We start from the raw sequence: 24,866 nt of genomic DNA on the forward strand, positions 1-24,866 counted from the left end.
CATCGTTCGATGTCGCGCGACTAAACAATGCAGGCCGACTCGGCTGGAGGCATCCGCGCCGCTCCGGAGCACCGGAAGTCAGTTGACGAAGAAGCTCGCCAGCCCTAGGCTGCACTCGCCCGGCTATCTCGATTACAGAGTCTACAGATATTAGGCCATGCTGCGGGCCGCGATAATTTCCTGACTTCAGTGGTTGTTCTTCGCGTCGGCCACGCGGAACGCGATGCAGAGTACAAGTTGCGGTGATGTGGAGTACGCGTGCCGGCGATGCAGGGTACAAGCCGCGCCGATGCGGAGTACAAGTCGCACAATGCGCGTCCGAAGCGAATAACTGCCCTGATTTTTTGGGATATTTGGGAAGGTAATGCTGCAAGGCTCATTTTCGTGATGCCATGGTCGTCCGGCGCGCGTATACACAGATATCACCAATCTGCACGTCTTCGTCATGAACGGACCCGATTCACGTTGCCAGCTTCAACCGGCTTGCTGTTCGAGCGGCCTGCGCGTTTCGCGGCGCGCACCCCCCGAAATATTCCAATCCCGAGTCGCTGATGCCGCGATGCCACAGAAAACGAAAGCCACTGTCCAGCTCCCGGAGCAGCAAAATGACTAGGTCGCAAATGACAAAGTATCCAGGAGGCAAAGTCGCTGAACTGCGCGTTCTGGCAAACCTCACGGCCGACGCGGCACTTACCGCCGCCCCAGACCGGCAGATAACTGTACTCGAAGCGGCGAAGCGGCTCCAGGACATCGCCGACGGACTCGAACGCCGGAAAAAGAAAGCGCTCGAGCAACCGGTGGTCGCAGAGCTTCCCGCAAATGCCACGGCAGACGAGATTCACCATTCGCGGCGACGACAGGCGACCCGCGTGGGCTCTGAAGTGTATCTGCCGGGCTGGTCCGCAACAGCGCGGGCGCTGCCGAACGCGTTTCTCCGTTCAGCCCTATTTGCGGCGGCCCGAGGCGTGCAGGCCGACAACGCAAACCTGCTCGCGGGTGGCTCGGCCTGTTTGGTGTCTGAAGAGAAAATTGGCACGTTCCAGAACATGACCCTGACATTCAGTGGCCACGGTCTTTGTCAGTTCGACAGACTCGTCTATTCGACCTGCCTCGAATACTACCGCGAGACTCCTCTTTGCCCTGAAGAGCGTCCCCGTTATGAGCGAACCACGTTTTACGAGTTCGCACGTCGAATGGGAAACAAATATAGCGCAAAGGCGCACAGCGCTATTCGGGCGAGCTTGCTTCGACTTAGCTTTGCCCAAGTACACATTCGCCAGGAGCGAATGGACATCGAGGTGCCGAAGCTGATGTCGGTGAAATTCGAGGGCGCCGACTCTGCCGAGAATTTCAAAGGCAGTGATGTGCTGTTGCTTCGGGTCACCACGCCCGTGGCGGAACTGTTCGGGGCGGGCGCGTGGACAGCCGTCGACAATGAAGCAGCGGGATATGACGGACTGAAAGGCTGGGTAGCAAACTTCTATGCCGGACACGCTCATCCGAAGCCGCTGCCTGTTGAGCTGCTGCATAAGATATCTGGATACGCGTCCAACAAGTGGAACTTCAAGGCCAGTCTCATTCGTGCCCTGGAAAAGCTCAAGGACCTAAGCACACCTGCTTGCAGCCGGGTAGCGAGCTTTCATTTCTGCGAAGACGATAACAAGATTTACGTCGTCCGTTCCGCATGGGTGGCATGACCCACGAATTGGCGACGTAAAGCTAATTGCACTCGGCACCCCTTTCCTCAGGCCTTCAAGATGCGTTGGCCTGGACGACGTACGCGAGAAACGCCGCAGGCCTATCCGAGGATAGCGCAACTGCAGCGGGCTCGGAGCATAACGACTTCCGATAAGCTACCAGCCGGTCATACGGGACGGCGTTGTCGTGGTTTAAAACCGTTTGCCAAGTCGGCTGTGGAGCCCTCGCGCAGAACTCGAATTCATTCCGTTGGTGGACGACAACGCAACCGTTATTCGCCGGCGGTCCTCCTACAAAAGGAGTCCGCCAGCTAATCATCATTGTTGGGCGCGCTTCGTCCCTTTCAGAAACGGGTCGTTCGGCAGAATTGGCGCTGCGAGCGTCACTCCCCTCTGTTCAACGCCTTGGTAGGAAATCCTGACGTTGGCGCTGGTTACACCCATAAAGCAACCGTCGGTCGAAAATACCGCACCTCCAGAGTCGCCCTCGTTGGCAGACTCCCCTAAAACAATAACAGGGTCGCCCGTTCTCCAATTCCAATGTGGTACGTCAGGCTGAACTTCCAGCTTGGGCAACGACGTGACGTCAAGGACGGAACTGTATTTCACCGGGGCCCAGTGAAACTCAATAGAACTATCATTACCCGTCGAAGAAACTGCTAGTCCTCCCAACGCGTATTGGCTGCCTGCGGGAACTCTCGAAGAGCAGATTCGAGCTGGCGAGCGGTCCAGAACGGGCGCACCCGCGACAAGATTGTATCGCCCCGGATTTTGTGCAATCGGGACGAGCGTATACGTGTTGACGTACAGCATTGCCAAGTCGCGCCTATAGTCGACACGCTCGACTGTCGCCGTGGTCAGATAGTTTCCATTCGCGCCGGCACCAACCTGCACGATAACGGGCTCATTCCGCTCTTGAGCCTCACGAATGACATGAGCAGCAGTGATTGCATGCTTCCCATCTAGCAAGAAACCAGAACCATCTGTCACCCTATCCACGGCGCCAGATTTATCTGTCGATGCGTAGTGAATATGCACTATACGCTGTGCGTTATCCAATACGACCGCCTCGTTCAGTATGAGGGAGTTTTCTTCAGCAGCAGCAATCTGTGCAATACATAGCAGGCCAACAGCCATTAGGATTTGATGCTTTGCGAAACGACTCTTGAAGGAAATATCTGTCATATTTAACGTTGTTATTTTAACTAGCGACCGCAAACCGCTCGCTGAGGCATTCTTGACTACACGAATATCGGCACTTGAAGCAAAAACTTTAGCTTCGTCAGCGGTGAGTGTGCCGACGCTGGAAAAAAGCGACCCCGCGCATGCGGCAGCCATTGGCAATCGAGCGAATCAACACGTCGCGGTGCTCAAACTCGATGAGGTAATCGTGGCTTTGCCGTTAAGGCCGAATTCATGACGTATTTCCCATCGCCCAGTTGGCGATTAAGTCCACGCAGCGACTGACGCCTTGCCCGCCAGGCGAGAAATGACTAATTGTGCCCACGCCATGCTCGAGAAGGAACGCGTCTGCTTCCAAGTGCGGAACGTCCGCCCTTGACGGTAGTAGAAGCACACAGAAGTTCGGCTTCTGCTGTCTCATCCGCAATGAGTCATGGTAAATGTGAGCCGACTCCATGGCCTCAAGTACGTTGTCCCTCTTACTTCGAAATTTTGCATCGAGCACGAGAAAATCCAATCTCGTCGCACTTCGGACGACGATGACGATGTCCGGAATGCGAAAGCGCGATAGGCTCCAACCGACACGATTGAAGGGTGGGCCGCCAGCGTTGAAGTTTGCCTGGAAGTGCGCTTCGATTCGAATCCCACCACCCAACTCCAGCTCATAGGATTCGGCAGCACTTAAAGCACCGTGCCTGATGGCTTTCCAGTCGAAATGGTCAAACCTCTCGGCAAGCTTCGTGAGTATATGGACGAAACACCACGTCTCGTAGACACCCCACGTCGGACTGACGCGCAAATGGTCTCGGGAACGTGCGCCCTCCACGCCACGAAGCAATGCCAATGTGCCGTGCCTGAAGGCGCTACTGTAAGCCGGTTGTGTGGAAATCTGCGTCAGGCTGGCCGCCGACGTCTCCAGTCGGGACACGCTGCTGAACGGTTCTCTGGTTAATAGAGCCTTCGCCTCCGCCAGAAGATTGCGAAGGAAGCGCTCTCGCCTCGGACGTCGAGAATTCTGCTCCTCTAGGTCTCCGCCGAGTCGACTTTGCGCCACCGCGTCGAGCAAAGCGGACGCCTGCGCCGCCAATCTCGTCACCAGTGCCTTTAGCGCACGATTGGAGGGCGTGTCAAAGGTCGGCATTGCCGTCGGCGTCCCGACGTGGAGTAAATCAAGTGACATGGACTCCGCCGTGCGTCCGGCGACAGCGGCGGCTATCAGCGGCTCACGCAGAGCGAGTGGATGGAGGCGCTTAACGCGCGCGAGTGAAACTCGGCGTTCTGCCTGGAGAAGAGACTTGTGCGGTGCGCTGCATATTTTCCGGACTTCGCGCACGAACTCCGGGGCATAAAGCTTTAGCCTGGCCAGCCTGACGAGAGTTTCAAGCGTGTTGCTTCCCGCATCGTCGCCAAACTCCATAGCTGCGCTAGAACTTCCTAGAAGGAGAGACGCGCGAAATTTCTGAATCTCACCCACCATAGTGTCAAACTGCTCGTCCGCGACCTTTTCAGTTGATGGTCCAACGAATGCGAAATACATGGCTTCGCTTGCGGCAGACGATGCCACGACAATCTGGACGCGGCCGGCAATGAAGTCTGCGGTCCACTCATATCGACCATCGTCGCCCTGTCGAACTTCCACGTCGTCGACAAATATGCGAGCATTATCGACATCTTCAATCTCGAAGATGCACTTCTCGCTTTCCCGCAATCCATAGATAGTGTCGCCCGGTCGGTACATTGCGGTCGTGTTGCCGCCGCAAAGTGAGTGCACCACTAAGTTTGGCCCGGTATCGCCTTGCTTGACGAACATCATCGCCAGAATCTCGCGGCTCCGGTTTCCTTCAGGTCCACAATTAGTGTCGATACTTTTTCTGCAGAACGCGTGAGCTCACGTTTGAGCAGGACTGCCTGCGCAGAACTGAGGGCGAGATGAAACCGCTCGGTGCTCTCGCCGCGCAGCTTGGGAAGTATTTTCGCGTAGACAACCGCGTCGAGCGCATTGGTTTCTGTGTCGCCCGCGTCGATGGCCAGTCGCAGGTATCTCAACACATCTTCTATAGTTCGCCACCCGAAGTGAAGCCTGACTGGTGCGAGCGCCTTACTCAAGTCCCCGAGCAGTTTTTTCACGGATGTCTGCAGTTCGGCCGGTAGCTCGAATTTGTCCCAACCAGGGAAATCGTCGACGCTTACATTCCAGAATTCCAGCGTAAAGGCACGGTCGAGTACCTTGTCAGATAGCCCATGCGTAGTCTCATCCATATTGAGTGTTCCGATGATGGCGAGATTAGATGGGTATTGGAGTCGGCGCGGAACATCTGTTACGTCCTCTGGCAGTTCGTGCAGGTCAATCCATCCGCGGGTTTCCATTGCCGACAACAGCGGGGCCAGATATTGCTCCGGATGTGACAGGTTCATTTCGTCGAGGATGATGACGTATGGGCGCTCTGGGTCGCGCGCCGCTCGCAGCAACAGTTCGAGAAACGGGGCTGAGCAGTATTGCTGGCTTAACGGACTGACGTACCCGAAAAGCGGCGTAGGGTCGAACCAGCCCGGTTGTACAGGAACGATGCGCACACGTTCGGTTTGACCATCTATGGCTCCGCAAGCAGCGAGGCCATAGTTCCAGGCGAGTTGCGTCTTTCCGGACCCTGAAATGCCCGTCAGTACCGCGAAGTGGCGCACGGGGTGTGACCACAATCCAACATGCAGTTGCCGAACCAAATCCGTCGGCAAAAGCAGTTTGCCTTGATTTATGAGTTCGAGTCTATGTAAGACCTCGACAAAATTAGGCACTTCGGCCGTTGCGCTAACCGCGTCGAGCGTCGGCTGTGCTGGCGCATCGACGATTTTCAGTGCTTCAGGCTGCCATGTGATTTTGTTCCACCACGTTCTTCCACGGTCCGTAAGAGAGCATTTGCGTGTTTGACTCTGCTGTATGACTTCGAAACTCGTCAACCACGCGATTATCGAGCGCGGCATGAAGTCCGACGTCCAACCGGGGTTCACTCGCTTCAGATTCTCTGTTAGGTCCACCAGTGCGAGAGGCCCACCTTCGAGAGCCTTTATGACATGGTCGACACCGAGAATCTTGGTTAGCAAGTGGTCGGCAAATTCGTCTGGGTCCCTGGTCTCCAGGAGATTAAGGCCGCGAGCGTTCAGGCGATACACGTCACCGTCTCGAACGCATAAGTCGAACTCCCTAGCGACCGTATTGATAACCGTACCGAGGCTATTTTCTGACAGGTCGGGGTTACTTCGTCGAACCTCGTCGGCGAACTCCTCTCGGGTCAGACCGTTCTGTAGTACCTGCACAAGCTCCAAGAGCGTTCCGAAGTTGCCCTTGATTGCCGTCAGCCCTTTCCGTCTTAGAGATGCTGGTAACGGGTGCAGTCCGTCAGTAGAGGGAGCTACCTCGCTTGTAGATGAAGGCTCGGCAACTGAGGCAGGCTCGTCGGCGATGTGGTCATAGAGAAACCACGGCAACGAAAGTCTGTCCAGTTCACCGTTTGGACTGTCGGGAGCGACAGGTCCGAGAAGTGCGTCGAGGCGGCGCTTAATCGCGATGTGTGCATGCACAGGATGGTCGCTTGAGGCGCCTCCCAACGCTCGATGGAGGAACTTGAGCTTACCAACATCCGCCAGGGTCGTGAAATATTGAGGGAATCTTGCGCACATCACTCGATTAAGTTTCAGGCGTGCGACGCGTCCGCACTTTTCCCCCAATCGATGCACAAGTTCTTTATAGAGTAGCGTTAGCTTCGCCTCAGCCTGCACTGCGTCCTCAGGCAAAGGCTCGGAAAATGCTGCGCTAAACCACTTCCTGAACTCTAGGTCATCGAGTGCCGGACCGACTTTCACACTACCCATTCCCGTAGAAGACACTGACTCGTCGCTCCACAACGCTTCCAGAAACTCGCGGTTCTCAAATTCGGCGCGCGTCGCTGTCTTCACACGCTCCAGGTGAGCCTCGAGTCCGGGATACCATGACTTTGCCGCAGCGGGTGCGGCAGCCATAGATGCTGTAACTGCTTCGGTCAATGCGATGTCGGAAGTCAGGTCGCGATTTTTGTCTTTCACTTGAGTGTGATTCCGTTTTAGTGAGCAATCGGTTGTCGCCGGAAGTCTGTGGTATTTGAAGATGTACTGGTGGGGCCTACTCGCAGCGCCGGTCTGGCTGAGCGGCGGGCCAAAAGGCTTTTATTTCACTGCCGATTTTTTGACCAAGGTATGTGCAAGTCGAATTCCTTCACCCTCGCATCCTCGTTCTCAAATCAGCACAAGACCAGAATCGCCCCACGCTTCGCTCGCGTTAGCGCCACGTAGAGCAACTGTCTTCTGTTGCTGTCTTCGCCCTGCTCCCCAACGTACGAACTAGGCGCCACGACGGCAACATAGTCGAACTCGAGGCCCTTCGCGCGGTGCATCGTCGCCATGTGCACCACCCCTTGTTCTTCGGTGTGGTTGCTCTGCGCGGTAATCGTGACGGTCCGTTCGCCGGCCTTTTGCAGCAGGAGCGCAAGGGTGCCGCGGTCCTTCTCGCTGGAGGCCACCACGCAATAGCTGCGAGGGGGCTGACCATCATCCTCCTTAGGCCACTGATGCAGGAACTCCCGGACTTGCTCGCCTGCCTCCTCCATTCCGACAGCATGAACTTCGGCCGGCGCCGGGCCGTGTGTGAGAGAGCGATAGCGGCTCGATTCGTCCTGGCCATCGTCGAGGTCATCGACCTCCACGCCTTCAAGAAGTGCGACTGCTTTACGACGAATTTCGTCAGTCGTCCGGTAGTTGATGTACAGCTTTCTGGAACGCCCGCGAATGTCGATGCCACATTTGCTCATCGCCGCCCGGTGACGGCTGTAGATGCGCTGGTGGCCATCGCCAACAAAGAACAGGTCGTTCGGCCCTTCGGCAATCATCGCTCTCAGCAATCTCAGCGCCTGTGGGCCAAAATCCTGCGTCTCATCGACGACGATGGAACTGTAAAGTGGGGCGAGCGACTTGTCCGCGTCAAGCATTGACGCCACCTCACGGTATGCGTCGTCCACTTCCTTGAGCTTGCGGGAGGCGAGCTGGCCTCGGTACTCGTCGAAGACGGGCCAAACGGCATCACGCTTCGCGCGGCTGAGCAGCACCCCACGACCAGTGCGGCGCGCTTTGCGGTACTCGTCAATGGTCGTAATCCCCTGAGCAAGGATGACCTTTTCAAGCTCCTGCTCATAAAAGTTTTCCGGCAGGTCGAGGCTGCTGTCTTTCACGGCGAGAGCTGCTTCCCATGCCTGCCGCGGGCCGTCCTGCTGTCGCTCATACACGATACGGTGTTCGAGTTTGTTGCTTCTCATGAAGCCATGCACCCAGGCATCGAGGTTTCGTATTTCCAGTTTTTCGAGCGTAGCGGCGCTGCACAGCGTGCGCAGGTTTTGCTCGATATCGGTCGCAAGGTTACGCGTAAACGTGGTGAAGAGGACCTTCTGCGCATCGCCGTTGCGGTTTTCGGCAAGCCATCGTGCGCGATGCATTGCAAGTACCGTCTTGCCTGTGCCTGCGCCGCCCAGTACACGAACCGGGCCGCTGCGGTATCCTTCGGCAAGCTTGCGCTGCGACGGATGCAGGAAGATACGCCACTGCACGAGCGGCGCGTTCAGAATGGCCGCGAGGTTCTCGTCGTCGACGACGACGAACCGCGACTGCGACTCGGGCGTGTTCAACGCAGTCGCAAAGTCCTCGGTATCGACAACCTTGTCGACGCGGCTTTCCCGCGCCGTCAGGACCTGGGAGACCGTGTCGCCCGCCGCAACGAGGAACAGTCCCTCGTACGCCTCGACAGGCAGACGGTCTTGCATTGCATCGAGTTCGGCGTCGCTGGCAATCGAACGCACTGCTCCCAGCAGCTCCAGAGGAACGCCAAGACTCATCAACTCTCGGTCGTCGAGTGTGGTAAAGAGCGGCGACGCAGTCGGCACCACGTTTGTTGGTGCCAGCTCGGCCGATTCAAAACGTTCAATCGCCGGTGCCTTTTGCTCGACTTGTTCAAGGGTTATCAGCTGCATCGCACCGGTAATCGGGTTGATGGTGAGCTTGCGGTTTTCTGCCCAGCGGTACGCTTCGTCATGGGGGCCAACGTAGAGCAACACGTAGACATCACCGGACGACGGCTTGAAGACGATGCCGCGCCAGTCACCGTCCACGCGAACGGACTTCAAGTTGGGGTCACGCGCACCCTTGATGTTCTCGTAGTTGGTACCAGAACTCGTCGGGTTGGTCTGAAACCCGATGGCCCATTTCAGGACCTTCGTATGGATGCTGGACGGCAGCTTCGCCAGCTGAGCTAGGAATTCGCTGCTCAGGGCAACCTTCGGCTTAAGACTCACTGTGATTCCTCGTTCGGCATGTTGAGGTCTAGCTTAACTGCAACGGCGGACACCCAGTCGTTCCCATCAATGCTGGCCATTGATTCATCGAGGACCAGCACCGTCCACCCCACCGCTGCCCACTCTTGGGCCAGGTCAGACTGGTCATCACGCAACACTGCAAGCTTCCGTTTGCCCCAGCAGAGTTCCGCATCCGCGACGACCTTACCCTTCTCGTCAGTGAGTTCGAGGCCTAGTTCCGGTATCTGCGCACCCGCCTGAGCCAGCTTCTGCAGCCCGGCCTTCATCTCGTCGAGAGCTTGTCCAAGCGCTTCCTGCCATGCTCCGCCCAGCGCAGTCGCGACAGACGGCTGGGCCGGTGCGACGCCTTCCGACGCGAACGGGCTCAGCACGGCGTAGTCATGTGCATCCAGACCGGAAGTCGTCACGAGCCACACGGCCGGCAATGTCTGGGTTGTGTTGAACACGTGCAACCATTGGCGCCAGGCCGTATGCAAGGCGTCCTTGCTCTCGACACTGAGGTCCTCCAGAACGAGTGCACCGGGTGCAGACCAAGTAGATGCACGTTCAAGCCCAGTTTTGGCAAGGACCAGCGGCCAATTGCCGAAATAACTACAGAGGGCATCCCGTGATTTCGACACGCTCGGCGCAAATCCGCTGCCGGCCTCCCGTACATGCTCCGGCAGGCGGTGTACCCATTGGGCTTTGGCACGCTCACACGCTGCACTGTCTTCCCGGTTATTCGGCACCATCAGGAAACCCAGCCACAGCGCATTGCGCTGCAACTGTTTGAGTCCGAGGTCGTCGTCCTGCGATGCGGGCGAGGCAAGCCATGCAAGAAGACGGGCCAGCGCATGGTGGGTGAACGCCTTTTCCTGCGCCCGGGGAACGTTCGCAGGAGCCCCAGTGCCGTCATGGCGGCCCATCGAGACCAGCGCCGAATCGAGGTCAGTGTCGAGTTCGCCTTTGAGTGCAGCGGCCACGTCATTGTGCGTCACTGACCAAACCCAGTAGCGACCGCCCGCCACGATTGCGCTACGTTTTGCGGCGTCATCGCGCAAACAGTTCTGGTGGTCCGTCCAGCCATCGCAGAACACGGCAATGGGCCGGCGTTTGGTCGAAGCGGCCCACGGCCAGATGACGAAGTCGGGCTTGCTGGCTATCGCCACGCCATCTTCGCTACCCAGATTGCACTGCGGTTCAATCCGGTAGCGCTGGCTGCCGACCTCGAGCACATAACCCGCCTTGCCGTTTACCACGTCCTGAACCAGCTTGATAATCGGCAGGCCTCCGACACCACTGAGGCGTTTCAGCCCTTCCAGAAAGCGGGCCTCCAGTACCGAATCGAAGTTTGGGTTGATATATATATCGGAGATGGTTTCGACGGACTGAAGCTTGTCGAGCGCCCCCACCAGCTCACCCAGAACTGCCTTCGCTGTGTCGCGGGAGACCAGGTCCATGCTCCGGCCAAGGCGGTACTGGTAGACGCAACGGTAGCAGCCATCCTTTTCCGGGTCGTTGTTGCACGGGCAGGATGTGACGGCCTGCAACGCCATGCGCAACACGTCACCTAGCGTCTTCGCACCTTGCTCAAGCAATTCCTGCAGGTACCCCGTCCCGCCCGGGACCGAGTCGTACAGCATGACATAGTAGCGACGCGGTCCGCCGTCCTTGCCGGGTTCGTCCTGAAGCACCATGCGCAGGTGGTCAACCTTGCCGCCATAGCGCTTTTTCAGGCCCAGCTGAACCGCGGCCATAAAGGACTGGACCACCCGCTCATCGACACCGTTCTTCGTGTACGGCACCAGGATACGAAGTGCCTCGGATTCGAACTCGCGATACAGATACAGGCACTCGAGCAGGTCCACCGGGTCGTTACTTTCCCGCTTCGGGCAATCGAAGCTGTGATTCTGCTCCGCCGCATCGCCATTACGCCGCGGTGGCTTCTGCACTTTGCCGCAATGTCGGCATAGCTTAAAGCCGGGGCGCATTGTGGCCTTGTCAGCTACCTTGAAGGTTTCGCCGTTTTTGGCCAGCTCGCCGAAATTGACATCGCGAAAGGTCACCCGGTCGATGAACTCGAAACCGAATGGCAACTGGCCGGTACTGATTTTCCAGGCCTTGCGCACATTCTCTGGCGCGAAGTCCGCCATCAGTTGCCGGACATAAAACTTCGGCTCACGGTCCTCGACACTGTCGTCGATACGGACCTTGAGGTCGTTGCTGTTCGCGATAGCCTGCTTGAAGCGCAACAGCGTGCGCTTCTGAGCGGCATCGGCCCACATTGCATCGCTGCAGCGTGGACAAACCATATGGGCGTCCGGTTCGATGTCCAGATTCTGCATGTGATGGCACGACGGGCAGAAGCGCCACGATTCTGTCCTCGCCAGACTCATGTTTATCTGGTCGACCTCAACTCGACGCTGGTTCGCGTAAAAGCGGTTTTCCGGGGCGAACTCGGACAGTGCCGATTGGGCCGGGCGCTCGTACTTGAGCGTATTCAGGGTTACGTATCCCCCCTGACCGGGTTCGTCCGAGCCGCGCCTGCGCCACAGCACCGACTTCAGCTCGATGCCAGATTCAGGGAACGCGTAGTTTGGAATCAGCCCCGCATCGGTCAGCGTGTTAAGCAGGTCGCGCCCGTTGATTTCCTTGATAAGTTCCAGCAGCTTGTCGCGCTCGCGCAGCAGCAGGTCGATTTCTTCGCGCGTGGCCTCATCCTGAGGGCGCTGCTGGAGCTTGGTTTTGAGCTTGTCGAGTTCGTCCTTACGTTTCTTGTACGTACGACGCTCTTCCAGCAGTTCGGTCAGGGATTTCAGCAACCTGATTTTCAATCCATCAGAATCACCCTCTCCCTGCATGAAGTCAGTTAACCGCGCGCAGACTGCTTCATTGTTCCTGATAGCTGCCGGAAGCAGGCTGATAAAACCTTCGAGCAATCGCTGCTCGTGCTGCAGAACGTAATCGCGCAACACGTACGGAAAGCGGTCAAGCTTTACCTGTTCCATCGCATCAAGTGCCTGCGAGGTTCTCTCTGGCAGGGCATTGGCATTGGTCAGGCTGGCAACCCAGTCGTCCATACAGAAGGCGAACAACTGGCGGCGAAGAACCTCCGCAGCTCCCAGGAACACGCCGGGCGGCGCGACCTCACCACTAAGCATCTCGCCGGTTTCGGCAAAAAAATACAGGTCGTGCGGGCTAGCGCCATCGGCCAACGTCGTCGCCATCGCATTACCGTCGCGGCGCCCCGCGCGACCAATACGCTGCAGGAAGCTTGCCTGGTTCGGCGGCACCGAGCACAGCATCACGGACGAGAGGTCACCGATGTCCACCCCCATTTCGAGCGTCGGCGTGGCCGAAAGCAGGTTTTCGTACCACGGCTTCGGCTGCTTGCTCTTGAACCGACTTTCTAGGTCCTCGCGCTCGCTGCGTTCGAGCAGGCCGGTGTGCTCAGCAGCAATGACCCGACGCAAATTCGCCTGACTGAAGCGCTTTGCCCACCAGCTGGCGGCATCCGGCACCTGCAGCTCGTAGATGAATTCCGGAGCGTCGAGACACGGCATGCCGAGAAGGCGCTCCACGCAGGCGCTGGGTACGGACAGCCGCCGCTTGCTGCCGTCGGTCGCGATAAATGCGACGTCCTGGTACAAGCAGAGGCGGTCTGGATTTAGCGCAAAGGTGTCGCCCTGGTGATTTTGTGTCATCACCAGCAGGCCTGTATCGCGCAGAACAGCAAGAGCAATCTTGTACAGGTCCGGCGCGATGCCGTTTGGCAGAAGCGTGTCGCGCCCCAGCACCACGTAGGCCCAGCGGTCGTACCAAGTGGGCCGTCGCGGATTGGTCAGTTTGTCAAACCCGCTCTGTGTCCCAAGGGTCAGGAATATCGGCCGCGCGGTGTAATCGCCAATTCCCGGCATCCATTCAGAGCGCCCCCCAAGATTGACCAACGCCCATGTCTTGCCATCACCCGCATAAGCGGCAAATTCAGGGTGCATGACACCGCCACGCCGGCGCATGTGCGTGAGCATACCCCACAGCCACTGGCTCACAGTGTGTACCGTCAGGTCGCGAAGACCGTACTGCTCGATAAAGGCTGAGGTCAGCGCGGCGGCTACTGCCTCGACATCCTCCCAAGGCACCGACAGCACAGCCTTGCCAGTCCGCTCGAGCGTACGCCCGCGCTGGCTGTAGTACGTCATCTCGCTGTAGGCCTGCCAGAGAAAGCGCTTTTTCACGCGCTCGGGCAGTTTGCTCTCGGCCGGCAGCCGCTGACGCTGTAGCAGCTCCACCGCCCAATCCCGCTGCCAAGTCATGTTCGGCGCGATGAATTCCGAAACCAGCCTCTCCGGTGGCATGCAGAGCTCTGAATCTTTCGTTCCGAAACGCTGCTCTACCTGAACCAGGAATTGGCTCCAAGGCATAACAGATGTCTGCAGTTCATCCATCACATGGGCCAAGGCCGTGCGAATGTTGTTCATGAACGTCCGGGCGCCGAAGAACCCGGCGCGGTGTGCGGCATCCTGCACCGAATCCGAAAACGCGATGAGCTTCTTGTCGTCGTTGTATACGCTGGCCCAGCTGGATTCCACAATCTGCGAGCCAAGCGTCGCGCTCCTGGCACCGAGCAGAAGTAGCCTGTCGTCTTCGCCGCATGCCGGGCAGGTAGTGTCATGCAGCGTGAACTGGGTCTCACCTCGCATCTGGGTGCGCTGAGCCATCACCTGGAAGACTTCGAGCATCTCTTGGTAACCACAAGCGACACAGGCTTCGCTGGACGACTGCATGGTCCCGCAGGACACGCATACACACCTATGCGTGCCATCAACACGGTTGTTCTGCCCGATACTCTTGGAGGCATATAGTCGCGTGGCCTCGGGTCGGCGCCCAAACCATGTGTTGTAAATCTCGTCGAGCTTGATGGACAAGCGTGAGCTGCCCTGGACCAGACGAGACAGCCATCCGGTCGTGCGGCACTGGCTGCACTGCACCATCGGAAGATAGACGCCGTCGCGCTCGCCCGGCAAGTCACGCTCGCTGCGTAGCTTGACCTCTTCCGGAACGGTACTGAGCTTGCCGACCATGCGGCGCAGTTCCCGTATCCAGAGCTGGATGCGGAGGGTAACTAGCGGTAAGTCATGTTCCCGGCGTGCCCAAGCAACGAGCACCAAGAGTGCGTCCGCCACCTTGCTAACTTCATCGGTAGTTGCCGCCGGCATGCTGCGCGCGAAGGCATCGGTCAGGTCCGGGTAGCTGACAGTTCCGTCTTTGGCGAGCCTGAGCAGGTTGACGAACAGCTGGTGGCGCTTGAGGAGTGTCCCGAGTTTCCGACGCCATTCGACGTTGCGCACATCTGGCGGCTCAGCTGCGCCCAGGAAAAAAAGCGGAAACCAAGCTGCGACGGCGTCCTCGGGTGAGGCATAGTGAGTTGGGTCGAGATGCTCCATCACTTCCGGGTGATAGGCAAACATGTAATCGACCGTCGAATCGCCGAGGTAATCGTCCATCGACTGGCGGCTTTCGGTGATAACCGAGTCTTCCGGAAAAGCCGCGCCAAATACCTCTTCTGCGTATTGCCGCAATGGACCAGCATCTGACGCGCCGCCGAGCGTCGCTGACGTTCCCGCACAGATAAGATAATTCTCCGGTATCCGGAGGCGCGCGCGCAGGCGGCGCAGCAACAGCGCGAGGTCCGTGCCTTGGGCGCCGTCGAAGGTGTGCAGTTCATCGACCACCACGTAGCGCAATGTGGTCGCCGAATTGGACGCCCATAGCTGCTGGTCCTTCGGGCGCAGCATCAGGTAATCGAGCATCTTGTAGTTGGTCAACAAGATGTCCGGCGGGTTCTTGCGTAACGTCTCGCGGTCGGTGATGACGCTATCGGGCATCATCACAGTCCCCTGACCGGGAGATGCTATCTGGCCGCCGACATACAGGCCAACACGCAGTCCTGCGAAGGTGGACATCTTAGCCACCAGTTCAGCGATACGCCGCGCTTGGTCGGACGCCAGCGCGTTCATTGGGTAGATGACCAACGCCTTGATACCCGTTTCGCCGGCCTGGCGCGCACGGGCACAGTGGTCGAGCACCGGGTACAAGAAACACTCTGTCTTACCACTGCCGGTACCGGTAGCAACTAGCGCGCTCAGCGCCTTGCGGTCACTAGAGAGGCGCTCCCAGGCATTTTCCTGGTGGCTGAATCCCTCGTATTGCGTGTCGAAGGTGCTGAAGAACTTACGGCTGGCCGTACCGGTGCTGAACGGCAGGCCAATCTGCACATACGGGCCCTTGAGCCAGTCGTCCTTCCCTTCAACAAATCGGCTCATCAAGCCATGGGTGAACGAGTCGGCCGGTTCATACGCCGATATGAGGAACTGCTTCAGGCCAGTCTGAATATCTCTTGCAAGCAGCGAAGGCAGCATTTTTTACTTCTTCCTGTTGGGCGCCTCTACTGGCGCGTTAGTTTGCGCCGAAACGATTACCCATGCTCGTTCATCGACGCCGGCGCAAACACAGCCCATGCGGTGCGATAGTCGTCCTCGCGATTGGCTCGGGCGAAGGGCGCCACATAGATACGCTCAACGGTGCGCGGGCCGCCTGGAAGCGTGTCATCGGTTACCCATTGCGTAAAGACAGTTCCATCAGGAACCTTCGGTTTGCCTCCTACCTTGACAACATCCTCGCTGTCGTCCGCGGCTGTAGCGACATAGGCCCAGAGGTCTTCCCAGCCGAAGTTGCCATCCCGTGACTTGCCGTCCGGGGTCACGATGCGCGTCTTCGGTGTGCTGCGGCTCCCGCTGCGTGGTAGACCAACACCTATCAGGCCCCTGCTATTGGTAAAGACGATTCGACCGTTCGCGTCGTACCAGGTGTCCCGCTCGTAGCCCTGCATTACTGGAAATTGCACGTGATAGATGAGCAGGAGTTCATCAAGCGTCAACCCCAGGGCTTGTGCCACCAGTACGTCGATTTCCACAAGAGCCATTCGGCGAGCGTAGTCGCTACGTAACGCAGAGTGACGAGTCCAAGTACCGGTGAGGTTTTGCCAGAAATCCTGCGGCAGGCGCGGGTTGCCTGGATGACTCCAGACTTGGTCGGCAAATGCTACGTCGTACACTTCCTCCCACAGAGGCGCATAGTGGGCCGTGAGGCAGTTGAGTGCTAGGGCGCGAGCAGCAAGACCGCTCGAATGGACGAGTGGAACTCGCGACAATGTCGAAGCATAAAGGTCCCCGAGCCCCGTCGATTTAACGAAAAAATCCGCAACAACGGAAGACATCGTGGCAACTGTGTCAACCAGATTCTGGGGGAAACGAAACGTCAGCGACAGAACCGTGTGAACGTGAGCTGTCCCCGGCGGGACAATCGCACAACTGAGGGTCCTTTCAGAGGAGGAGCCGATTCGGCGCCGATGCACGTAGCGGAAAAAATCACTCGCAGGCCTTCCTTCAGCCTCGCCATCACACACCCAACTCACGCGTGGCATGCGGCGCAAATATTCTGCACGGTCGGTCATCGGCCGATAATTGGTGCGCGGCAGGTAGTCATCTTGCAAGGTAGTAAGGTCTAGCTGAGCGTAGGCCTTGTTGGAAGTGCATGCTTTGAATGGCGTTTTGTTGAAAGGATTCGCTACGAAAAAATGCGGTCCAGACAAGACCAAATCTTCAGGCGCTGCTGCGAAACCATTGTCGCCAGCAAGCCGGCGCGTAATAGTGCCGTCATGCTGCTGCATCGTTTCGTGCCACATTTCTGTAGAAAGATAATCCTCTCGCAAATCCGCGAGTCGGCGCGGATAAGCGGCGAGCCTTTTTAGCACGCTGCTCAAGGCGGTGGCGTGTAACGCGGGCAGACGCGCGCGGCATGCGGGTGTGCCCGGTTCGTCGTAGAGTTGGGCAAACGTAGCAAGCGCCTCCTCGTCTACGCGTACGATGCGGTCACTGTGGCCATGAATGTTCCACTGACCGGCCTCGTTCTTGTAGCCGCCAACCGCACCTTGGCCGTCGTGCTGGTAGCACGCGTCCACCGTGGCCGGCACGAACAGATTAGCTAGCTGGTCAAAGCCAAGCTGCGTCGACACAGCACCATAAATGTTAATGCTGTACTTGGTGAGGTTGTGGACTTCAGCAAACAAATGCGCTTCGTTTATAAACTGGAAATGTCGACGCAATCGTGCATAGACTGCCTCGCGCAGCGCACCTGCTTTCGGGTCGTCATAAGGCCCTTCGGGATGGAGCAGTCCAGTCACACCATTCACACTATTCAAACTCCACGCCATTGGCATGAAGCATTTGTACAGATTGGTCTGCACGCCTTTGAGTAGCGGGTAGTTCTGCGTAGCGTTCAGGAAATTCTGCGTCCCCTCTGATTCCTGCAGTTCGCCAAGCCATTCCGCTTGTAGACCGGTGAAGCGGGCAAATGCTTCCGCCCGGAGTTTGGCCAAGTCACTCGCACTAATTTTTCGAATCGCGAAAATAGGATTGCGCTCGCCCAGAATGCCCGCCTCGTTCCATTCGACTTTAATCCAAGGTGGATTCCCAAGTATCAGGTCAAAGCCACCGTTGTAAAGCAGCACGTCCGCGAAGCAAAGTTCCCAGTGCATAAAACGGCGCGCGTCGGCAATGGCCTCTATTGTCGCCACGCGCGGGAAATGCTGGCGCAGCTTGCTGATGCGCAACTGGCCAAACTTGTCATGCAACCTCGGTTGCGCTGCCGACTCAGTCAGAGGCAACTGAGTCTCGAACCCAATCAGACTGCTCTGAACCTCCGGAATCACCGCTTGGGGTTGGTCGGGTTCGGCAGCTTGCAGGTCCAAGCCGAATTGTGGGAACACGTCAATTACGTTGCCTTCGAGGATGGCACCAATCTCAATCCACCATTGCTCGCGGCTCGGCGGTTGCACTGACTCGGTAATGGGCCAGAACCACAACGCACACCAGTAATCCATTACCAGCTTCAGACGTCGATACGGTGTTGCGAGGTCGCCGTCTTCGTTAAGCAGGCCTTCGCGGCGGATGGTGTCCTTCTGGGCGCGACTGATGCGACCGACGCCGGCTCCTTTTGCATCCTCTTTGTGAGGCCATACATTCAGTACGTCTTCCGTGCGACTGCGGTCACGTGCAAGCGCTTCGGCATGCTCCAACCACAATTCGTCCACTTGTGCACTGAGCTGCTGCAGGCGCGCAATCTCAAATTCTGCCAGCGGTGCGGTGAAGGTTTTGCGCCAAGTTTTCAGGCGCTCAAAATCTTGCGGGTACAGCTTCTTTGCGTCCTTGTCGGCGTAGTCCGCCATGCCTGGGTCCGGCAGCAGGAAGTGCCATATTTCATTTGGCTGACGCGGGGACTCCGCAGTCACTCGCCGCGGTCGCTCTTCATGCCACGCAGGCTTGGCGCCCTTGACCAGCGCGGTGGCTCTGAACACCTGATGGCGGGCGCCGATGAGACTGTTGCCGGTGAAAAGCTGGTAACCGAACCAAGGCACACGTGCCGGCAACGGCCTGCCTTGCTCGTCCTCGCCGCCATAAATGGCGTTCAGCCAGATGGACACCTCGGCTAGCTCTACGGCAACGGGGTTCAGGTCCACGCCGAACGCGTTCCGGTCAGCCAAATACATGCGCACCTTCTGCAGTTCCTGCGGGTACGAATCGTGTGGAATGCGTTGCTTTAGTTCAGCCTGTTTACGCTCCAGGTAGGCTTCTGCCAGCTGGTTGACCGCTTCGTTCAGGAACGCCGCGCTGCCCATTGCGGGCTCGCATATCGTGAGCGTCAGAATATCATCGGCGCATTTCACGCGCTCGCTGGCCAGCAACTCCTTGAGCGAGTATTTTACAAGGCACTGCGTGAGCACCTGGGGCGTGTAGTAGCTTGCGCTCTTCTGCCGGTCTCTGCCCGCTAGGCGGTAGATGAATGAGCCCTTCGGATACATGCGCAGCTTGCGACGGCCGCTCTCGTTGACGTCGTAGACCTTTTCGTCGTCGCGGTATTCTTCGATGCGGCTGCGTGGCACGAACCATGCATTTTCGAGCTTGTCGGCGTCGGAATCGTTGGCACGCACGCGGCGGTCGGTAGTAGTGTCGTCGCCATAGTCGCTATCATCGCCGTTGTCGTCGTCACTGGTGCTCGCTGCACTCGCTTTCTTCGGCGCGGGTTTGACCTCGTACAGGTCTTCTTCGGCGAAAAAGCCGCGGTAGCTGAGCAGAGCCTCGTAGACTGCACCCAGCTGGTTAATTGAAAGCATCTGATAGCTCACGCGACCAAGGCGACGCCCTTTCCCCTGCGCCTTGCTAAGCGACAGCAGGCGGATGACTCGCTGCCACACTTCGTTCGGGAAACGGACCTTGTCAAGCAACGGCATGGTACTGTCGTCGAACAGGCGACTGTCAAGCGGTGCCAGCGCAAAGATGTCCATTGCACCTTCAACTACCTCATGCAAGTTTTGCTGATTCGCCGTGCCGCAGCCATGGGCGACCAGTCTGAACAGTCGCCGCAGCGTCACGTCGAAGTATCTGCCCTCTCGCGCGTGCTGGGTGGTGAGCGGCTGCGTCTCTAAGTCGCGCAGGCTTTCGAGGCTGTAGCCCTTGAGGTAGACCTCGCTCTTTTGGATTGGCACATACCCCAGCTCCGGTCGCGCTTCGATGTAAAACATGAAGAGCAGCCGGTACACGAGACGCAGGCATTCGAGACTCAACGTACCGGCATCGAGCTTGTAGGCGCCGGAGTAGATGCTCTTCTTGCTACCCGTGGCAAGTTCATCGAGCTGGCGCGCAGCCTCGTTTCCAAGGATTTCGATGGCCTCGCGCAGTGCATATTTGAGGTCTTCGCTGACGCCAAACGCATGCTTGTGCGCGTTGCTATCCAGGCTCTCAAGCAAGCTGATGCCCTCGCCGGGGGCGAGGCACGTCTGATGCAGCAGCGCTGCGCATGCCTTGAGCGTGTCGGCGTGCTTGCGGTCCAGTATATCGGCCCAGTTGAAGCGCAGTGCGCGGTTATTCGGCCACTTGTAGCGGTCAAGCAGCAGCCACTCGTCAAGACCGGCCAGCAATACATAGCGTGGCGGGCTGTCAGCGCCGAACACGGCGTCGGACAACATCGCTGCCCATGTCTCATTGCGCAACTCGGCGGGCACTGGCTCACCCTCATAATGGAACGCAGCGAGCTCGTGGTCGAGGAGCTCGTCGTTTTCCGCGCCCGGGTGGTAGGCAGGAATGATGGCAAGGCGCGCACCCTGCACATCCCAGACCGGCACTGGTAGCCCCGTGACGAACTCGCGCAGCGTTAGCGTGCGCGGCGGCTGGCGAAAGCCAAGAGCATGCAACAGGCCGGTCTGCATCTGCACGAAGAGCTGCCAGCGCTCATGTTCATCACGGGCGCGCGCAACCTGACCACGAAGCGCAAACCAGCGCTGTGCCCACCCCTGCAGGCGCTTATATGGCGCGCGGTGCGATTCATCGCCAAGGTGCTGGGACTCCTCGGCATCCCACTCGGTCAGACGCTCCCTGATGTCGCCCTTGAAGACTTCGGCGAGGTAGGTGTGGCTGTAGAACTCGTTTTCGTTGGTGATGCCAGCAAAGGTCTGTACGGCGTCGAGGACGGGCATGGTCAGGCTCCAGCAGCTTGCGGATGGCACACACCGGCCAGTACCTGAATCCAGGGCTGCGGTTCAGTGGTTAAGGTGTCCGCCACCCAGCGGCGGTATTCATCAAATACTTTGTGGATTTGCTGGCTGCGCCGTTCGAAGCGGCCTTGCTTTACCGTTTCGAGCTGTTTGTCCAGGTCTAGCGCGAGCTGCTCCATCTGGCGCTCCTGCAGGCGCTCCAGTTCGGCAAGAGTGTCCTTCAGCCTTGCCTGCATGTCGGCGGAGAAGGTCTGCTGGCGTTCTACCATGAATTCGTGCATGTATTTCACTGCCCGTGGCAGTGCCCGCTGCATCTGCGTCCGGAGCGTGGGCGTTTCCCCACGGTTCGGCAGACCACCTGCCCGGATACCCGCGCGTTCCATAAAGGCATCGAACGATTCCAGCGCGAACGCGCCGTCGCCCTTGCGGCAGGCGACCTGCCATTCGACCAGAAGCGGCTGGCCCTTGCGGTTCGGAATCAGGCTCATCAGGATGAACGCCTGTTCATCGGGTGCGAGCTTGTGGCTTTGCAACAGCGGCGCCTTGTGGCGACCGAACTGCGTGAGCACCCGGTCACCAAGCCACTCCATAATGGGATGCTGTGGCCATAGGTAGTGCTGCTGTGGCCACGCTTCTTCCTCGGAGCGCGCCTGACGGGCGATTTCAATTGCGTCCATCATCCGCTTTGGACTCGCGCACAGTGTGTAATGGTCGTTGTCGTCCTGCACTTCGTGGGGGAGCTGACGCAGGCGTTCCTGCAGGTCGCGCGGAGCGGTCAACGCGATGACCTGTTCCTCGTCATGCGAGGTCCAGTCACACAATGTCTCGCCCTGATTGAGCTGTGTGAGAGCGGTCTTCGCGTAGTGGTGGTCACTCTGAAACAGCGATGAGCGTTCGTCAATCTGTTCGAGACTGCTACCGACAGGCGTAGCGGTTGGGTGGTCCGTGTGACCATCCGCGCTGTCTGTGCCACCGCCAAACAGCTGCATCAGCCAATCGCCACTGCCTTCGTCGGTACTGTCGTTCGCGGCATTTTGGTCGAGTTGGGCCTCAACTTCTGCCGGTTGCATTCCGTCTGCCATGAAATCGGCGACCTTTGCCTCCTCCTTGTCCGGGTCGAACACGTTGAGAAACGCTGATGGGTCACCGAGATTTCGGTACGCCTGTTCGTCCTTGGCCTGCAGAATTTCGAGGATACGCAGGTCACCACGAATCTTTTGGTTCACCGTTTCGGTAAACAAATAGAGGATGTTCGGCTTGTGCTTCTGCCCGTACCGGTCCACCCGGCCATTGCGCTGCTGGAACACCATTAGCGACCAGGGCAGGTCGAAGTGCACGAGGCGATGGCAGAAGTAATGCAGGTTCAGACCTTCGCTGGCGACGTCGGAGCACAGCAACACACGCAGCGAGTCCTCCTTGCGACCAAAGCGCTCGACCAGTGTCTGCTGGTCGGTGTCGGGCATGCCGCCATGCAATACGGCCAACTGATTCGACTTGAATTTGAGGTCAACGGTAAGCTGTCTTTGCAGCCACTCCAGCGTTTCGATACGCTCGGAGAAGATGACCAGACGGTCATCTGCGCTGTGCGGCTGCCAGCCGAACTCGTCTGAGGACAGCTGTTCGAGTAGGCGCTGGTACTTGCTGAAGCCACGCGCAGTGGAGTCGTTGACGAGTATCTTGAGTGCATCAGCCAGCACTTCAAGACCCTCGACCTCACACAATTCTTCAGGCGTCGGACCGGACTTGTTCTGTAACGCCGCAATGCGCCTATTGGTCGACTTGAGGGCGGCCGCCGGACTCGAGAACAGCGCCTTCTGCATGCCCACGCGCTGCAGCTCCTGCTGGTAAGCGCCGTTTCTCTGACCGCCCTGTGTGAAGGGTACTTCGAGCAACGCACGGTACGCGGCCTCCTCCTCTGCACTGGCGTCCTGCCGCAGGCAAAGCGTCTCGCGCTCCTGGAAGTCCGACTGCACCTGGTCCTTGATGTCCTTCTTGAACCGACGAATAACCAGACCCTTGCTGCGGAAATCTTCTGGCGTGTAGTCGTCCGGGTCAGGGATGGCCGTTGGGTCTAGTAGGCTCATCAGCGACGCAAAGCTGCGCGCGGAGCCATCATGAGGCGTCGCAGACAGGAGGATAAGCGTGTCAGAGCGGCTGGACAGCAGCCGTGCCAAGCGTGCACGACGCGACAGGCCGCCTTCGCCAGCCCTCGCGGCGACGTTATGGCACTCGTCGATAACGATGATGTCCCACCACGCGTTCTCGAGATAATTCCGATACTCGAGATTGCTTTTCAGCGTATCGATGGAGATTATGCTGCGGTCGAAGTAGTTGAACGGGTTATGGTTCGCCGGAATCCGGTTGCGTACCCGCGCGAGCCCAACGGAATCGAGACGGACCAACGGAATCGTGAAGCGACTCCACCATTCCTTCTGAAATTGCGTGAGCATGGCCTTCTGAGTGACAATGAGGATGCGCTTGCCGCGCCCGCGCTGGATTAGCTCTGTGGCCAGAATTCCCGCTTCCAGTGTCTTACCAAGACCGACTGCATCGGCAATCAAAATGCGCGGGCGTGGTTGATGCAGTGCCTGCAGTGCCGGGTCTATCTGGTACGGTACAACGTTCATCACCCCGCGGTGACCGAGATGGATGCGGGTGTCGCTCGCCACGCCACGGCGGCGAAGGCTTTCGAGGTACAGGACCGTCGCGTTGTATGTTGGGCTTACGTCAGGCACCAGCTCTGTCTCTGCCGGGTCAAGAATCTCGATTGCATCTTCCAGTTCCGTCAGAAACAGGGCCGACTGCCCTCGGACCAGCTCTGAAATACCATCGCAGCTTAGTAGCCAGCCGCCGTCGGCTGTAGGGTCAACACGGCGAATGAGCCATTCTTCATCGCGGATGACGGCACGCGAGCCAGGTGCGAAGGGAAGCATATGTTTTGAGTTTCCGGAATCTTTATTGTCGCGGCCACAGGGACCGCCAGTCCAGTTCGCGACCGACGTGACGCCGTGTCGTACGCAAGGCCTGCCAAACCGGTGAATATTAAAGAAAAGAAGACACTTTCACCAATGCAAAAAGGCGAAGACAAGCCGTGCAGTATCTCCTTTCCATCTGCAGTGACCACTCTCTCCGGTGCCTCAGGACGATGGGCAAGCATACCCTCACTGACTTCGCCAGATTCCGCACTTTGTCAATATTGATTCAAAACGCATGTCGCCTATAAGGCTCAGCCCTAGGCATCCCCGTGGGTTTGAGTCGGTGGGTGGTGAGGCTGAGCCCAGCCCTCCCTACGGCATCGATGCCCGGGAAAGCCTTCCACTCAGCCTCTCCACCCGTATTGTCGCCGGTATGGAGCCGCCTCGCCCGCCAGCCTGTACGCGCCCTCCGGGACGCAAGCTGCGCCATCCCATTCCCGTTATCTCAGACGCTATTCCCCTCAGTGTCGGCTATCCCTTGCACGCTGCCGGTGGATTCAGCCCCGTTCGCGCAAGCGCGCATTGCATCGTGCCACCGAAGCCAACCATCGGGTTGGGTGGCCCTGCTGACTGGCGGCTCGATGGCGCGGTGGGCAGGCACGAATGCACTGCAGAACGGTATAGGGTTGGTGGGCAGCAGCGCTATTCATTAAGTCGATTATCGTATTTTTCAACCACATCTCAGCATTGAATAGATTGCGTCGCATCACTTGCTGACAAGCCGGATGCTCGGAACTGGGAGACTCAGGTCATACCCGACGGGACATCGACGGCCCCACCTGTAATCGCGCCACGGATTCGTAGCTTGTGAAAGCCTCGCCATCGAGCCATCCCCCTTTCAGGCGCGACTCGGGCGAGTTGTAGTAGTCCTGTCTCGCCCCGAACCGGCTTTCGAACTCTGAGAACTATGCCTCCCTCCGACAGCAGCGTCATGTCGGAGCTAAAGCCAGTCCAGCAGTTGCATGCCAATCAGCAATACTGCGGGCACACGCTGCAGGTTACTGGGAGAGTGGCCTGTAGCCAACCGCAACGGAGC

8 protein-coding genes are annotated in these 24,866 nt (G+C 58.3%); 1 reads left to right on the forward strand and 7 read right to left on the reverse strand.

From position 1 onward, the window contains the following. Positions 1–605: 605 nt before the first annotated feature. Positions 606–1,697, forward strand: a complete 1,092-nt coding sequence (gene trfA, locus WN982_RS19270; RefSeq protein ID WP_341313495.1) for a plasmid replication initiator TrfA — start codon at positions 606–608, stop codon at positions 1,695–1,697. Positions 1,698–2,015: 318 nt separating this feature from the next. Here the strand turns inward: trfA and WN982_RS19275 are convergent, their stop codons facing one another. The 7 genes from WN982_RS19275 to WN982_RS19305 all read right to left on the reverse strand — a co-directional run bounded on the left by WN982_RS19275 (position 2,016) and on the right by WN982_RS19305 (position 23,788). Continuing rightward, positions 2,016–3,035, reverse strand: a complete 1,020-nt coding sequence (locus WN982_RS19275; RefSeq protein ID WP_341313496.1) for a serine protease — start codon at positions 3,033–3,035, stop codon at positions 2,016–2,018. A 76-nt stretch (positions 3,036–3,111) separates the two neighbouring features. Then, a complete protein-coding gene (locus WN982_RS19280; RefSeq protein WP_341313497.1) occupies positions 3,112–4,692 on the reverse strand; it encodes a DUF2357 domain-containing protein in 1,581 nt (526 codons plus the stop codon). Next, complete coding sequence (locus WN982_RS19285; RefSeq protein ID WP_341313498.1) at positions 4,689–6,956, reverse strand: hypothetical protein; 2,268 nt, start codon at positions 6,954–6,956, stop codon at positions 4,689–4,691. Before WN982_RS19285 ends, WN982_RS19280 begins: the two co-directional genes overlap by 4 nt. A 194-nt stretch (positions 6,957–7,150) precedes the next feature. Further along, positions 7,151–9,247, reverse strand: coding sequence for a UvrD-helicase domain-containing protein (locus WN982_RS19290; protein WP_341313499.1), 2,097 nt, complete (start codon positions 9,245–9,247; stop codon positions 7,151–7,153). After that, complete coding sequence (locus WN982_RS19295; RefSeq protein ID WP_341313500.1) at positions 9,244–15,666, reverse strand: DEAD/DEAH box helicase; 6,423 nt, start codon at positions 15,664–15,666, stop codon at positions 9,244–9,246. The genes WN982_RS19290 and WN982_RS19295 overlap by 4 nt, the downstream gene beginning before the upstream one ends. A 56-nt stretch (positions 15,667–15,722) precedes the next feature. After that, a complete protein-coding gene (locus WN982_RS19300; RefSeq protein WP_341313501.1) occupies positions 15,723–20,837 on the reverse strand; it encodes a class I SAM-dependent DNA methyltransferase in 5,115 nt (1,704 codons plus the stop codon). Positions 20,838–20,839: 2 nt separating this feature from the next. Beyond that, on the reverse strand, positions 20,840–23,788 hold the full coding sequence (locus WN982_RS19305) for a DEAD/DEAH box helicase (protein ID WP_341313502.1): 2,949 nt from the start codon (positions 23,786–23,788) through the stop codon (positions 20,840–20,842). Positions 23,789–24,866 lie beyond the last annotated feature (1,078 nt).

The organism is Paraburkholderia sp. IMGN_8, assembly GCF_038050405.1.
Classification (GTDB): Bacteria; Pseudomonadota; Gammaproteobacteria; order Burkholderiales; family Burkholderiaceae; genus Paraburkholderia.

Bases quoted from the DNA above. Each gene is read 5' to 3' on its own strand.
- WN982_RS19305 (WP_341313502.1), bottom strand. From the start codon at position 23,788: ATGCTTCCCTTCGCACCTGGCTCGCGTGCCGTCATCCGCGATGAAGAA.
- WN982_RS19280 (WP_341313497.1), bottom strand. From the start codon at position 4,692: ATGATGTTCGTCAAGCAAGGCGATACCGGGCCAAACTTAGTGGTGCAC.
- WN982_RS19300 (WP_341313501.1), bottom strand. From the start codon at position 20,837: ATGCCCGTCCTCGACGCCGTACAGACCTTTGCTGGCATCACCAACGAA.
- WN982_RS19275 (WP_341313496.1), bottom strand. From the start codon at position 3,035: ATGGCTGCCGCATGCGCGGGGTCGCTTTTTTCCAGCGTCGGCACACTC.
- trfA (WP_341313495.1), top strand. From the start codon at position 606: ATGACTAGGTCGCAAATGACAAAGTATCCAGGAGGCAAAGTCGCTGAA.
- WN982_RS19295 (WP_341313500.1), bottom strand. From the start codon at position 15,666: ATGCTGCCTTCGCTGCTTGCAAGAGATATTCAGACTGGCCTGAAGCAG.